Below are 12,459 nucleotides of genomic sequence, written 5' to 3' on the forward strand. Positions count from 1 at the left end.
CACCGGGTTAAATGTAGATTCACCAGACTTAACTTTAGCAGCTTCCTCGTGGTTTTTTGTCTCCTCACTTTTAACTAACTCTTCGAACGTTTTTGGTAACCCTTCATGATGAACTTCTGCTGAAGCAAATCCAATATTAAAAAGTAATAAAAACGCTAATAACGCTGAAAATTTCATGTATAATTCCTTTGTTTCTAAATTGCGTGCAAAATTATAGTAAATTAACCACTTACCAAAGTCAAATGCTAAAATTTATTAAACTTTTTTTAACTTTAAGTTAATTAATTGAATAAAAAGCAACACTTCGAACACCAAAACTACAAAATAACTTATAATTAATTGTATGATATTTATCTTAATTTCTTGATTAACAACTACCATTGCTAGAACGACTGCCATTTTAACAATCATACCAGCCATAAATACAAAACCAACATATTCTGGGTATTTTATTTTAACAAGACACCCCATTTGGAAAATCATTAATGTTATTAGACCAATTATTAAATAAATTTTTAGAACGATTAGCGGATTTTCGCTAAAATTAAAATGTGAAATAATTAAGTAATGTATAGCACAGAAAATTACAATTGCTATAATAAAAATTAGTGCAAGAAATAAAAATTTTTTAATCATCTATTATTTTTTTGGTAATTGTTTTAACATAAGATATAGACTTACAAAAACACCAAGCAAAGATAAGCCAGCTGTCCATAATGGTTTATCAGTTTCTAATTTTTTATCTAAAAAATTTCCAAACCATGCAAATAACGCAATCGTTATAGCCATCTGCGTTCCCATTGCTGAGAATTTTAAATATTGATTTACTCCATCTGTATTTCGTTCTTTTTTCATAAGTTTTATGTAATTTTGCAAAAAATTTTATTGTGGTAAAGATAGGAAACATAGAATTACCAGACTTCCCTTTGTTGCTTGCACCAATGGAAGATGTAAGTGATCCACCATTTCGTCGTTTGTGTAAAATGCATGGAGCGGACCTTATGTATACTGAGTTTATCTCATCTGAAGGACTTATTCGTGATGCCATAAAAAGTCGTCAAAAATTAGATATTTTTGATTATGAAAGACCTATTGGTATTCAAATTTTTGGTGGGGACGAAGAAGCTATGGCAATGTCTGCTAAAATTGTTGAAACTGTACAACCTGATATTGTAGATATCAACTTTGGTTGCCCTGTAAAAAAAGTTGTTTGTAAAGGTGCTGGTGCTGGCGTTTTAAAAGATATTGATTTAATGGTGAAACTTACCAAATCTGTTGTTGAAAGTACTCATTTACCTGTTACTGTAAAAACTCGTTTAGGATGGGATCATGACTCTATAAATATAGATGAAGTAGCACAACGTTTACAAGATACAGGAATAAAAGCTTTATCTATACATGGTCGTACTCGTGCTCAGATGTATAAAGGTCATTCTGATTGGTCACATATTGCTCGAGTAAAAGCAAATCCTAATATAGAAATTCCAATCTTTGGAAATGGAGATATTGATTCTCCTGAGAAAGCAATAGAATACAAAGAGAAATATGGTGTCGACGGTGTAATGATTGGTCGTGCTGCAATAGGCTACCCTTGGATTTTTAATCAAATAAAACATTATAGAGAAACAGGAGAGTTATTACCAGAACCTACAATCTTTGAAAGAATGGAAGCTGCTAAAAATCACCTTAATTGGGCTATTGAATGGAAAGGAGAACGCACAGGAATTTTAGAAACACGTATGCACTATACAAATTATTTTAAAGGAATTCCTAACTTTAAACCTTATCGTACAAAACTAGTTACACAAGATAATCTAATTGATTTGGAAAGTACATTCAATGAAATTGAAAATGAATTTATTCCTACGTTAGAAGTATAAATTAAAAGGTTGTAATAAATATTACAACCTTTTTTATTTCTAATGATTTATATTAAAATATTTATTAAATAATGTTAATTGATCTGATAGAGCCTTACTCCAATATTCAGTATTATGAACACCTAAAGACTCTGTATACAAATGCTCTATTTTCTTATTTGTTAATTTTAGATGTAAATCTCTATTCATTTCTATCACACCTTTATCTTCTGTCCCACAACTTATGAAATACATTTGTTTTGAAGGAATTATTTCATTAATCTTGTTATAAATAAAATATTCACTAGGAACATTTTTTAAATCACCTAAAACTTTATCGACTTTATAAAGTTGATAAGCTTCACCAAATCGATTAAAATCTATAGCTCCAGAAACACTTCCTACCATAGAAAATACATTTTGATTAGATATTGCAATACTTAAAGCTCCATATCCTCCCATACTCCAACCTAAAATACCTCTATATTTTTGATCTTTTTTAGTTGGATAATTTACATCTATAAATTGAATTAATTCTTTTCCTAAAAATGTTCCATATTGTGATTTTTCATCAACAGGGCTATCAACATACCAACTACTAAAATTACCATCTGGTATAATGTAAATTGTTTGATATTTTTCAGCTAATTGAACCAAGTCAGGGATATCTTCCTTATAAGTTCTATCTGGATTACCACTAAACCCGTGAAGAATATAAACACTATTATACGTTTTCCCTTGTTCAAAGTTTGGAGTTATTATTACAGTCGCAACATCTTTATTCATTTTTTTAGAAAAAACATTTTTATGAATAATTTGTTGAGCTGATACTATAAATGAAAACATCACCCATGTGAACATACTAATTACCACTTTCATTTTACTTATTTTTTTAAAAATTATGATGTAAAACTAGTATGTAAAAAATTTAAAAACATTTACATATGTTGATGTTTTTATAGATTTATTTCTTTACGTATTCGGCTTAATTGAGTAGGCGTAATACCTAAATAAGAAGCAATGTGATGTTGTTTTAATCTATTAAAAATATTCTTATTTTCAATTAATTCCAAATATCGTTGTTTTGCTGTTTCCCACTTTAAATCAATTTCTAAATGTTCTTTTTTAACAACCCAATTTTTTTCTAAATAATTTATATGGAACAAAGCTAAATCGTGATATTTTAATAATAATTCTCTAAATTTTTGAGCAGAATAAACAATCAATTCTACTTCTTCTAATGCTATTATATTAAACTCAGTTTTCTTTTCTTCTATTATTGCTGAAGTTGAGGCTGCAAAAGTATTTTCATCAAAAAATATTTTATAAATAATATTTCCTTCTTTATCTAATGTATAATAACCTAATAAACCTTTTCTTACAAAATAATAATTAAGAGCTAAATCCCCAGATTGAAGAATAAATTCATTTTTTTTATATTTTCTAACATTAGAAATATTTTTAATCTCATTTTTAGTTTCATCAGAAAGTAGATAATACTTATCCATTTCGTTTAGAAAATCTTCCATAAATTAATTATAACTTTAATAAAATAAAAATAGCCTTTAATAATGAAAAAAAATCAATTATAAAGACTATTTACATTTAAGGAATTAAGACTAGCTTATTACATACGTTCTAAAATTGTTGTTTTAAAAACTGATTTTGCCATTGCTGCAGATAAATAAGTAGCATTTATGACCTTACCGATCCCTAAACTACCACTTGCTATATTTCTACCTCGACAAGCAAATTTTGCTGTATGATTTCCTACTCCAATATTATCTAATGTAATATTAATATTATATGTTTTATAACCTCCTGCAGTAGTATTAATAATATCTGTTCTAACAGCTTTTAATTTATCATCTATAAATATTCCACATGCATAACTTGCCAGATCTGAGTTTGATCGTTGAACAATTGTTTGAACAGAAAAATTAACTTTATTTGTAATATTAACTATATTAAAACTTGTATTTAAATTCTCTATAACGCTCCAAGTTGATAAATTCGAATCTTCTTGATAAGCAGTTGTAACACCATTTGTAAGAGAAACTCCTATTTCATCATCTTTAACATATTTTGATGATATTGTAAGAGTACTAATACCCTCAGGTAATCTTACATCTTGCCATGTAGCAGGATTATCTCCATTAGAAACTACTATTTGTCCATTTACTCCTGGGTTACCCAAAGAATTATCAGTACCTCCTAAATACAATTGATTCTTTATATTTAAATTTCCATTTACATCCAATGTAGATTTAGGTAAATCAGTTCCTATACCCATTTGAGAAAATGTAATTACAGGAAATAATAAAATAACGCAAAATATTATATTCAAATTCTTCATAATTATCTTATTCATTTACAATATTTAAAAATTTACTAGGAACTTCGAAAACTTCAATTTTTAAAGAAGATTGAGCCATAAAATTATCAATATTAGTAGCTCCTGTAGCATTAGTACCTACAGCTAAATTACCTGTAAAACTTCATTTATTCTTCTTATTCTTATCTCTGAAAATAATATTTTTTGATTGTAAAAAAGAGTATAATTTGTATATATATTTATTAATATTTCTATTGAAAATATAATAAATAATGCTATTATGTATTTATAATCAAAAACAACATCAAAAAGCAATGGAAAAGTTGCGATAATAGATAAATAAGTTATATAAACCATTGCTTCGGAAGAATAATATGAATCAAAATAAAAAACAATCAAACTCATAATAAATAAAAGAATGAATCTTATTTTTTTATTATTTTTTAAATTTTCTTTGAGATAAAAAATTCTTATTGTAAGAAAAATCAAAAAAGAATAAATATAAATATGTGTTAATTGATTAAAATAAATATTATACAATAAATCTATTACATAAATAAGTAGAAAGAAAGAAATATAGTGATTAAGTAATTTACCTTTAAGGGCTTTATTAGGTTGCATTCTATAATTAATTTATAAAATTAAATCATTAAAAGATTTTTTAAATTTGAAATTTTATTTTTTACAAATGTATAACTCTTAACATGATAAAAGAAAATGAAGCATGCAATTATTAAATGATAACAATCATTTAATAATTGCATAAAAAGATTCATTATCTATTCTTATTAGTTAAAGCATATAATGCAAAAGTACCTAACCAATGACTTCCCATATAATCATCATTGGTTATATTATTTAAAGAATAATTAAGATGGTTATCTGCAACTTTATTTAGATATTTTAAATCTGGTAACTTATTTTGAATTTGATACAAAGCTGTTGCACGACTAAAATTTAAACCATCTAAATGAACTAAATGTCCATCTGTTCTATCTGAAACAACTCCTGGTTGAAGATTAAAATCGTTTTTTAACAACTGTGGTAAAAAGTTTTTTAACCAAGATTTATAATCATGTTTATTTTTTACTTTGGACATTATTAATGCTTCTTCTAAACATGGAGAAAGAAAATCAGAACCACTTGGTTCAAAAGCAATATTACAACTTTCATCTTTTTGATAAAGACGAATAGCATTATCTGTAATAATTTTTTCAAAAGATTTGTTATTTACAGCTCTTGCATAATCTATTGCTAAACTTAATCCAAAAGCAGTATTATCATGTGTACCAGTTCTTATTGGATATACTAATTTTGGTAAATATTCTTCATATCTATTAATAATTAAATCGCTAAGTGGTTGAAGATTTTTTGACCATTTTATAGCATCTTCATCCTTCCAAGAATTTAATTCCATTTGCAATTGTAATAACCATGCCCAGCCATATGTTCTTTCAAAGGATTTGTTATTCTTATCATTAAAAAAAGACATTTCTACAGTAACATTATCTCTTGTAATAAGCTGATTCAACTGATTTCTTATTTTATTATTTGCATCAAGTTCTGGATAATCTTTCATTAGTTTAATAATAGACCAAAATCCATGAACAGAAGAATGCCAATCAAAACAACCATAAAAAATAGGGCGGATTTGTTTTGGTGTTTTCAAATCATTTTCACTTCCTAAGACATTACCCAATTTGTTAGGATATTCTATAGATATACAATGTGTTGGTAAATCAAAAATTTTCTTAGCTTGTTGTAAATTTAATTCTTGTGCAAAAGATAAAGAAGATATTAAAAAAGGTATATATAAATATTTTTTCATGTATATGCTTTATTAAATAATTTAATCAATATTAATGATTTCAATTTATAGATACAAAAAATGAGTTGAATAAATTATCCAACTCATTAATTTTATATTTTTTATTAGAAATTCTAATTGAATTTTGATTTCATGAAAATATACATTAACAATCCCCAACCTATAATCATAAATAATCCTCCAAGTGGAGTAATAGGTCCCAAAAATTTTAAATTTACATTCCAATATTCTGCGAAAGATAAGAAATATATACTTACTGAAAATATAAACGTTCCTGCAATTAAAAACCAAGCTGCTGAGCGTTCTAAACCACTATTGAATTGAAAATATAATCCAATAGCTAATAAAACTATTGCATGATACATTTGGTATCTAACACCAACTTCAAAACTTGTTATTTTTTCTACAGAAAGAATTTTCTTGAATGCATGAGCTCCAAAAGCTCCTAAAATAACAGCCATCATTCCATAAAATGAAGCTATTGTTAAAACTATATTTTTCATACTTTTTATTGTGTTTTCTTTTTTCCTGCAATGAAATCTTTTAAATAATAAGGCTCAAAATAAGCTACATCTTCAAAAGATTCTTGAAGATATTTCTCTTCAGAAAGAGAAATCATGTTTTTTGCAGAAGGAAATTCCTGTACAAATTCAGCATTTAAGTGAACTAAAACATCTTTACATTTTTCTGCTCCATCACCTATAAATACTATATTTTTACCTTTTAAATCTTCAAAAGAAGCTTCGTCAATTACTTTCGCTTCAGTTTCTGTTAATTGTTTTCCTTGACCATCAAAAATAGCTGTATAAACTTCCATTCGTCTCGCGTCAATCATTGGAACAATAAGATCAAATCCTTTATTGATCTGAGAATCCACTAAAACGTTAAGAGTATTCACTGCTAACAAAGGCTTATCTAAACCATAAGCAAAACCTTTGGCAGAAGAAACACCTATTCGTAAACCTGTATAAGATCCTGGACCTTTTGACACACAAACTGCATCTATATCTTTGATTTCTATTTCAGCTCCTTCTATACACCAATCTACAAATTGATTTAATTTTTCTCCATGAGCATAACTTTCCTCACTTTCTTCTATTAAACAAAGCTGTACTCCATCTTTCGCAATTGAAACTGAACAATTTTTTGTTGAAGTTTCTAAATTTAAGATTATTGCCATACTGCAAAGATACATAGTAAAATGAAATCATCAATTTAGAATTGATGATTTAAAATGTTATTATTATTCACTTTCTAAAGTTATTGGTATCCCAGCATAAAAATCTAATACTTTTTGTTTAAAAATATAATTGTATTTGGCTTGTAACATTTTAGATTGTGCAACTAAAGCATCTGTTCTAGATCGATTAAAATCATATAAATTTATTGTTCCAGCATTGTATGATTTAAGAGCAAACTCATATGATATTTTCGCATAATTATAAGCTTCTTTCATGGATGTATATGAAGCATAAGAACTTGTTTCTTCAAAATATGCAGATTGTACATTAACATAAACATCTTGTTTAGCTTGTTTATAATTAACTTCAACCATATTTTGATTTATTTTAGCTTTCTGTATATTAATTTTATATGCATATTGGTTCCATATTGGAACACTAAGAGATAAACCAAAAACATTTGTAATATTATTACCTAATTGTACTGCAAATGCTTTTTGACGTAACTCTTTATTAAAATACTGAATATAATTTGTACCAAAATTATATGATCCTGTAATAGATGGTAATAATGATGTTTTTGCAATTTCTATTGATTTTTCTGCTGATTGCATTTGTAGCAGTCCATTTTTTACTACTGGCTGATTATTTTGTGCATAAGCCAAAACTTCATCAAGATTATATAAGCGAGATGATAATTCATCTGGAATTTTTATTGAAGATATATTAAAATCTTTATAGCTATTTAATTGTAAAAGTATTGATAAATTTAATAAAGATCGTTCAATTTCGATTTGAGCAGTAACAACATCTCTTGCTGTTTGTGCTACTTCAGATTCTGATTGTGCTACAACAGCTTGTGAAACTTTACCTATCTTAAACCTTTTATTATTTTGATCTAAAAGTAATCTTGATACTTCTAAATTTGCTTCAGCAACTTTTTTTAACTCTTTATTTAGTAAAATAGTCAAATAATAATTTGTTAACTGAATCGAAATATCATTAATTGTAACTTCAGTTTGAGTTTTAGCTGCTTGTAAATCTATTTCCGCTTTCTCTTTATTTAATTTTACCTGACCTCCTCTATATATATTTATATTTGATTGTATACCTGTTGAATTAGAAAATTGATAATAACCTTGTCTTATTGTAGGGTTATATGCTCCTATTGTAAAATTATTATCTACATTTCCAGAAACTATTGGTAACCAAGCATTATTAGCCATTTTTTTATCTTGATTAACTAACTCTTCATTAAATTTATTATGCTGTACAGTCAAATTATTCTCAGTCGCATAAGTAATACAATCTTCAATTGTCCAATCTTGTGTTTGTTGAGTATAAGATTTATTTGATAAAAAAAAGATAATTGTAAAAAATAAATAATTAATTTTCATATAAGTTAGTAAAAATTTCTAAACACAAAATAAGTCGAATTTCTAAACAAAATGTTACGAAAATCGACTTTATTTTTTATTCTCATATTTATATCTAACCCTTTTAAAAATGAAATTAATCAAATTTCACATTTAAATTATGCTTATCTGCATAGGATTTTCCTAAGTTTAAAAGTTCATCATGCTTCTTAGAAAATTCATCTCCGTATTTATTATCAATTTCAATAGCTAATGTTTCAATATTTTCTTTTGAATCTTTAGCATCACATTGTTTTGCCATTTTAATATAGTCATTTTCATAAACTGGAAGAACATAATTAAACAATGCCAATGACTTTTCCTTTATTAATTTTGCATCCTCATCTGGAGGTGTTAAAGCATTAATTTTTTCTATAGTTTGTTTTATATACGCTACTTTATTTTCTATTACTTGCTGAGCTTCATTTCCATTCTTTTTAGATTCTGGATGTCCTTCAAACTCTACAGCTTGACTTTCTAATTCTCTAGTTATATTTTCTGAAGAAAAATCTCTAATAATGTTTACATTTAATACCGTAGTTTGAAAAAAACTATCTGGACTTGGTGTATTACAAGATATCATCCCTATTAATAATCCTAAAAAGGCTACAAAAAATGTAATATTTTTTTTCATGTGCTTAATTATTTAATTGTTTTTACAAATTTATAAAACAAATTAAAAAGGCTACCTCTAATAGAAATAGCCTTTATATGAATTTTATCAAGTTAAATTATCCTTTTATTTTAGATGCATAAGCAAACTCCTCTGCAAAAGCAGCTATTTTTTGTGCAACATCTTCTTCATCTGTAGCTCTTAAATAAGAACTAGACATGGAAATTAATATTTGATGAAAGAAACGTTTCATATCATCTTGCGTCATATCTTTTGTCCATAAATCTATACGTAAGGCTTCTTTAGATTTTTCATCCCAAACAGAAAGTAACATTGCTTTAGTTTCTTCGTGACTAATCCCTCCATCAGGTGCATTCCATGTCATTTTTTCAGGAACATGATTTTCATCTAACTCGATATCAATAGAAATATTTGTTGATCTCATAATCTCAATTTTTTAAAATTTATTTTAAGAAATGATAAACTTTATCATTTATCGTCTTTGTTGTATATGTTGTTGAACCTTTTTCTCCTATTACAGGTTTATATTTAGATTCTTTAAATATTTTTTGGCTATCAGTATCTTCTAATAATGTTTTAAGATCAACCTTTGGATTGTCTTTCAAATATTTTCTAATAATCTGCCAACCAATCCAAGCTCCTATTCTACCTGGAGATTGCTGCTCTATTTCATTATTAAATTTAGAAAAAGGTGCTATATCTAAAAATCTTTTCTTTAATGATGCATCAGAACTAAATACATAATTTTGTTCTACAAAAAAATTCCATATTTCAGCTTCATTATCTATACTCCATTGTAATTGTTCTGGTGTATAACCAATTTTAAATTCATCAGGTGTATCAACCAATAGAGCGTCTTCTAAAATCAATTTTTTACCTTCATAAATTATCCGATCAATGAATTGTTGATTTCTAGGACTATAAGTTACAATATCATTTGCTATAGCATCTACAGCTTGCGCAGGTAATTTATCAAATTCCATATTTGATCTCAAATATCTTTCTACACCAATACTGTCATATAATTTATTTTTATTTTCTAAATATGCATCCATTGCAATAAACATTAAACCAGCTTGTTGACTAAACATTACTGGAAACTCTAAATTTTGTAACCCAGAAGAATATGTATATATCGTTGGTATTTTATACTCTGGAAAATAATGTAAATAACGTTGAAAAACAGGAGTTAATTTTTGGTTTAATTGACTAAAATTTCCAAATTTCTTTCTAGATATATCATAAATCGTTAATTCTTCTTTATTTTTACGTTGCTTCTCCCAGATTTCATCAGATGTATTACCATCAAAAAAGAAAGGATAATCTTTTCTAAGAGTTGTTAATGGGATAGAATCATTAAAAAAATCTTCACTTATATCATGTATATTTAATTGAACATTTTGTTCTTTTACATCTATATCCCATGATTTCTCTTTTTTACATGCTGTAAAAAAAATCAAACTCGAAAAAGCCAAGCCGTATACAAATTTCATTATTTGTTTATTTTGCAAACAAAAATAGTAAATAATCTGTAGAATTTTAAACCTTAATTTTTTTGATAATCTGTTATATTTGAAATAAAATTAAAATTATGCAAACAGAAAAGGTTGTAAAATATATTGTTGATTGGTTAAAAAGTTATTTAGAAACTTCTCATCAAAAAGGTTTTGTAATAGGAATCTCTGGAGGAATTGATTCTGCAGTAACTTCAACTCTTTGTGCTATGACAGGTTATCCTCTACTAAATTTAGAAATGCCTATTCATCAAGAAAAAAATCAAGCAGAAAGAGCTAAAAAACATATCGAATGGTTAAAAAGTAATTTTTCTTCACCTGTAAATTCGATTGAAGTTGAATTAACTAATACTTTTGATTCAATAGTAAATGCTTTTCCTAAAACTGAATCTTCTGATCAAGTAAATTTAGCTTTAGCAAACACTCGTTCTCGTCTTAGAATGACTTCTCTTTATTATTTTGCTGGAATTAATAATTATTTAGTTGCAGGAACAGGAAATAAAGTTGAAGACTTTGGTGTTGGTTTCTATACTAAATATGGTGATGGAGGAGTTGATTTGAGTCCTATTGCAGATTTATTAAAATCTGAAGTTTATGAGATTGCTCGTTTTTTAGGAATTAATACAGATATACAGAAAGCAAAACCTACAGATGGTCTATTTGGGGACGATCGTTCTGATGAAGATCAATTAGGTGCTAGCTATGATGAACTTGAATGGGCTATGCAACAAAAAGAAGAAGGAAAAATAACAGATGATTTTTCTGGAAGAGAAAAAGAAGTATTTGATGTTTATTCTCGATTAAACAGAATTAATCAACATAAAATGGTTCCTATTCCTGTTTGTGAAATACCTAAAGAATTAATGAAATAATATAATTATTAATTGAAAATAAAAAACGCAATANNTATTGCGTTTTTTATTTTCAAAATTATCAAGGTAAATTGATATAAGAATATATGATATTGTTATTCCTGATAAATTTGCCATTAAGTCTACAAAATCAAAACTTCGATGCAGAAATGTTAAAATTCCTTGTAATATTTCTATCAATAAACTTATTGAAAAAGGAATAATTATTAATCCTATCGAAAAAAATCTATAAGCACTAAATAGCAAAAGTGTCATCAATCCGAATAAACCAAAATGAACAATTTTATCAAAATTTTCTAATTGTAAGAATATTTCTAATTGCTTAATTGTCCCTAGTTTATTAAAATTTTCTTGCGGAAGTAGCGTTAGATAAAATACTAACGCTACATATGCAAAGAATATTATTTTAGTTATTTTATTATGCACCGATTAAATCTTGGTATGCTGCTGCATCTAATAAAGAATCTAATTGAGCTGCATCTTCTACTTTTACTTTAATAATCCATCCTTTTCCATAAGGATCAGTATTAATCAATTCTGGTTCTCCTTCTAATTCAGTGTTGAATTCGATTACTTCACCACCAATTGGCATGAATAAATCAGAAACTGTTTTTACTGCTTCTACTGTACCGAATACTTCTTCTTGGCCTAAAGTTTCTCCTTCTGTTTCTACATCAACATATACAATATCACCTAACTCTCCTTGGGCAAAAGCTGTAATACCTATTGTTGCTACATCTCCTTCTACAGAAACCCATTCGTGATCTTTACTGTACTTTAAATTGTTTGGAATGCTCATAATGTTTGTTTATTAATTTTGT

17 protein-coding genes are annotated in these 12,459 nt (G+C 26.7%); 2 read left to right on the forward strand and 15 right to left on the reverse strand.

Translation table 11 applies throughout. The features are described 5' to 3' along the window. Window positions 1-255: 255 nt before the first annotated feature. Window positions 256-636: a hypothetical protein gene (locus B3R94_RS06795; protein ID WP_291099545.1), complete on the reverse strand. Its 381-nt coding sequence runs from the start codon at window positions 634-636 to the stop codon at window positions 256-258. A gap of 3 nt (window positions 637-639) precedes the next feature. Further along, on the reverse strand, window positions 640-855 hold the full coding sequence (locus tag B3R94_RS06800) for an AtpZ/AtpI family protein (protein WP_291099548.1): 216 nt from the start codon (window positions 853-855) through the stop codon (window positions 640-642). 32 nt (window positions 856-887) lie between these two features. Between B3R94_RS06800 and dusB the strand changes: the two genes are divergently transcribed. After that, window positions 888-1,880 (forward strand): tRNA dihydrouridine synthase DusB, encoded by a 993-nt coding sequence (dusB, locus tag B3R94_RS06805; protein ID WP_291099551.1) that lies wholly within the window; start codon window positions 888-890, stop codon window positions 1,878-1,880. A gap of 39 nt (window positions 1,881-1,919) precedes the next feature. On the opposite strand, the gene B3R94_RS06810 is transcribed toward dusB, so the two are convergent. The 11 genes from B3R94_RS06810 to B3R94_RS06860 form a co-directional block, all read right to left on the reverse strand. Then, window positions 1,920-2,738, reverse strand: coding sequence for an alpha/beta hydrolase (locus B3R94_RS06810; protein WP_291099554.1), 819 nt, complete (start codon window positions 2,736-2,738; stop codon window positions 1,920-1,922). Window positions 2,739-2,815: 77 nt separating this feature from the next. Continuing rightward, complete coding sequence (locus B3R94_RS06815; protein WP_291099557.1) at window positions 2,816-3,388, reverse strand: Crp/Fnr family transcriptional regulator; 573 nt, start codon at window positions 3,386-3,388, stop codon at window positions 2,816-2,818. A gap of 98 nt (window positions 3,389-3,486) precedes the next feature. Continuing rightward, window positions 3,487-4,230 carry a hypothetical protein gene (locus B3R94_RS06820; RefSeq protein WP_291099560.1) on the reverse strand — a complete coding sequence of 248 codons (744 nt, stop codon included), beginning with the start codon at window positions 4,228-4,230 and terminating at the stop codon, window positions 3,487-3,489. A gap of 108 nt (window positions 4,231-4,338) precedes the next feature. After that, entirely contained in the window at window positions 4,339-4,815 is a 477-nt protein-coding gene (locus B3R94_RS06825; RefSeq protein WP_291099563.1) for a hypothetical protein, read from the reverse strand. A 154-nt stretch (window positions 4,816-4,969) separates the two neighbouring features. Then, window positions 4,970-6,022 (reverse strand): DUF2891 domain-containing protein, encoded by a 1,053-nt coding sequence (locus B3R94_RS06830; RefSeq protein WP_291099566.1) that lies wholly within the window; start codon window positions 6,020-6,022, stop codon window positions 4,970-4,972. A gap of 113 nt (window positions 6,023-6,135) precedes the next feature. Then, the gene (locus B3R94_RS06835; protein WP_291099568.1) at window positions 6,136-6,525 is read right to left on the reverse strand and encodes a DUF423 domain-containing protein; all 390 of its coding nucleotides are present in this window, start codon (window positions 6,523-6,525) and stop codon (window positions 6,136-6,138) included. A 5-nt stretch (window positions 6,526-6,530) separates the two neighbouring features. Beyond that, entirely contained in the window at window positions 6,531-7,202 is a 672-nt protein-coding gene (gene tsaB / locus B3R94_RS06840) for a tRNA (adenosine(37)-N6)-threonylcarbamoyltransferase complex dimerization subunit type 1 TsaB (RefSeq protein ID WP_291099571.1), read from the reverse strand. Window positions 7,203-7,265: 63 nt separating this feature from the next. After that, window positions 7,266-8,600 carry a TolC family protein gene (locus tag B3R94_RS06845; protein ID WP_291099574.1) on the reverse strand — a complete coding sequence of 445 codons (1,335 nt, stop codon included), beginning with the start codon at window positions 8,598-8,600 and terminating at the stop codon, window positions 7,266-7,268. Window positions 8,601-8,715: 115 nt separating this feature from the next. Beyond that, entirely contained in the window at window positions 8,716-9,252 is a 537-nt protein-coding gene (locus B3R94_RS06850; RefSeq protein WP_291099577.1) for a hypothetical protein, read from the reverse strand. A gap of 97 nt (window positions 9,253-9,349) precedes the next feature. Then, window positions 9,350-9,676 carry a gliding motility protein GldC gene (gene gldC / locus B3R94_RS06855; protein ID WP_291099580.1) on the reverse strand — a complete coding sequence of 109 codons (327 nt, stop codon included), beginning with the start codon at window positions 9,674-9,676 and terminating at the stop codon, window positions 9,350-9,352. A gap of 19 nt (window positions 9,677-9,695) precedes the next feature. Further along, the gene (locus tag B3R94_RS06860; protein WP_291099583.1) at window positions 9,696-10,745 is read right to left on the reverse strand and encodes a gliding motility protein, GldB; all 1,050 of its coding nucleotides are present in this window, start codon (window positions 10,743-10,745) and stop codon (window positions 9,696-9,698) included. A 98-nt stretch (window positions 10,746-10,843) separates the two neighbouring features. On the opposite strand from B3R94_RS06860, the gene nadE reads away from it, so the two are divergent. After that, window positions 10,844-11,638: an NAD(+) synthase gene (nadE, locus tag B3R94_RS06865; protein WP_291099586.1), complete on the forward strand. Its 795-nt coding sequence runs from the start codon at window positions 10,844-10,846 to the stop codon at window positions 11,636-11,638. On the opposite strand, the gene B3R94_RS14260 is transcribed toward nadE, so the two are convergent. Beyond that, window positions 11,627-12,064, reverse strand: coding sequence for a VanZ family protein (locus B3R94_RS14260; RefSeq protein WP_414647256.1), 438 nt, complete (start codon window positions 12,062-12,064; stop codon window positions 11,627-11,629). The genes nadE and B3R94_RS14260 overlap by 12 nt on opposite strands. Continuing rightward, complete coding sequence (gene gcvH / locus B3R94_RS06870; protein ID WP_291099589.1) at window positions 12,057-12,437, reverse strand: glycine cleavage system protein GcvH; 381 nt, start codon at window positions 12,435-12,437, stop codon at window positions 12,057-12,059. Before gcvH ends, B3R94_RS14260 begins: the two co-directional genes overlap by 8 nt. Window positions 12,438-12,459 lie beyond the last annotated feature (22 nt).

The organism is Empedobacter sp. UBA7611 (assembly GCF_002484365.1).
In the GTDB taxonomy this organism is placed as follows: domain Bacteria; phylum Bacteroidota; class Bacteroidia; order Flavobacteriales; family Weeksellaceae; genus Empedobacter; species Empedobacter falsenii_B.

Excerpts from the sequence above, each read along its gene's own strand:
- B3R94_RS06830 (WP_291099566.1), bottom strand. The coding sequence starts at position 6,022 with ATGAAAAAATATTTATATATACCTTTTTTAATATCTTCTTTATCTTTT.
- B3R94_RS06810 (WP_291099554.1), bottom strand. The coding sequence starts at position 2,738 with ATGAAAGTGGTAATTAGTATGTTCACATGGGTGATGTTTTCATTTATA.
- B3R94_RS06820 (WP_291099560.1), bottom strand. The coding sequence starts at position 4,230 with ATGAATAAGATAATTATGAAGAATTTGAATATAATATTTTGCGTTATT.
- B3R94_RS06845 (WP_291099574.1), bottom strand. The coding sequence starts at position 8,600 with ATGAAAATTAATTATTTATTTTTTACAATTATCTTTTTTTTATCAAAT.
- gldC (WP_291099580.1), bottom strand. The coding sequence starts at position 9,676 with ATGAGATCAACAAATATTTCTATTGATATCGAGTTAGATGAAAATCAT.
- B3R94_RS06800 (WP_291099548.1), bottom strand. The coding sequence starts at position 855 with ATGAAAAAAGAACGAAATACAGATGGAGTAAATCAATATTTAAAATTC.
- B3R94_RS06860 (WP_291099583.1), bottom strand. The coding sequence starts at position 10,745 with ATGAAATTTGTATACGGCTTGGCTTTTTCGAGTTTGATTTTTTTTACA.
- B3R94_RS06795 (WP_291099545.1), bottom strand. The coding sequence starts at position 636 with ATGATTAAAAAATTTTTATTTCTTGCACTAATTTTTATTATAGCAATT.
- gcvH (WP_291099589.1), bottom strand. The coding sequence starts at position 12,437 with ATGAGCATTCCAAACAATTTAAAGTACAGTAAAGATCACGAATGGGTT.
- B3R94_RS06825 (WP_291099563.1), bottom strand. The coding sequence starts at position 4,815 with ATGCAACCTAATAAAGCCCTTAAAGGTAAATTACTTAATCACTATATT.
- nadE (WP_291099586.1), top strand. The coding sequence starts at position 10,844 with ATGCAAACAGAAAAGGTTGTAAAATATATTGTTGATTGGTTAAAAAGT.
- tsaB (WP_291099571.1), bottom strand. The coding sequence starts at position 7,202 with ATGGCAATAATCTTAAATTTAGAAACTTCAACAAAAAATTGTTCAGTT.
- B3R94_RS06835 (WP_291099568.1), bottom strand. The coding sequence starts at position 6,525 with ATGAAAAATATAGTTTTAACAATAGCTTCATTTTATGGAATGATGGCT.
- B3R94_RS06850 (WP_291099577.1), bottom strand. The coding sequence starts at position 9,252 with ATGAAAAAAAATATTACATTTTTTGTAGCCTTTTTAGGATTATTAATA.
- B3R94_RS06815 (WP_291099557.1), bottom strand. The coding sequence starts at position 3,388 with ATGGAAGATTTTCTAAACGAAATGGATAAGTATTATCTACTTTCTGAT.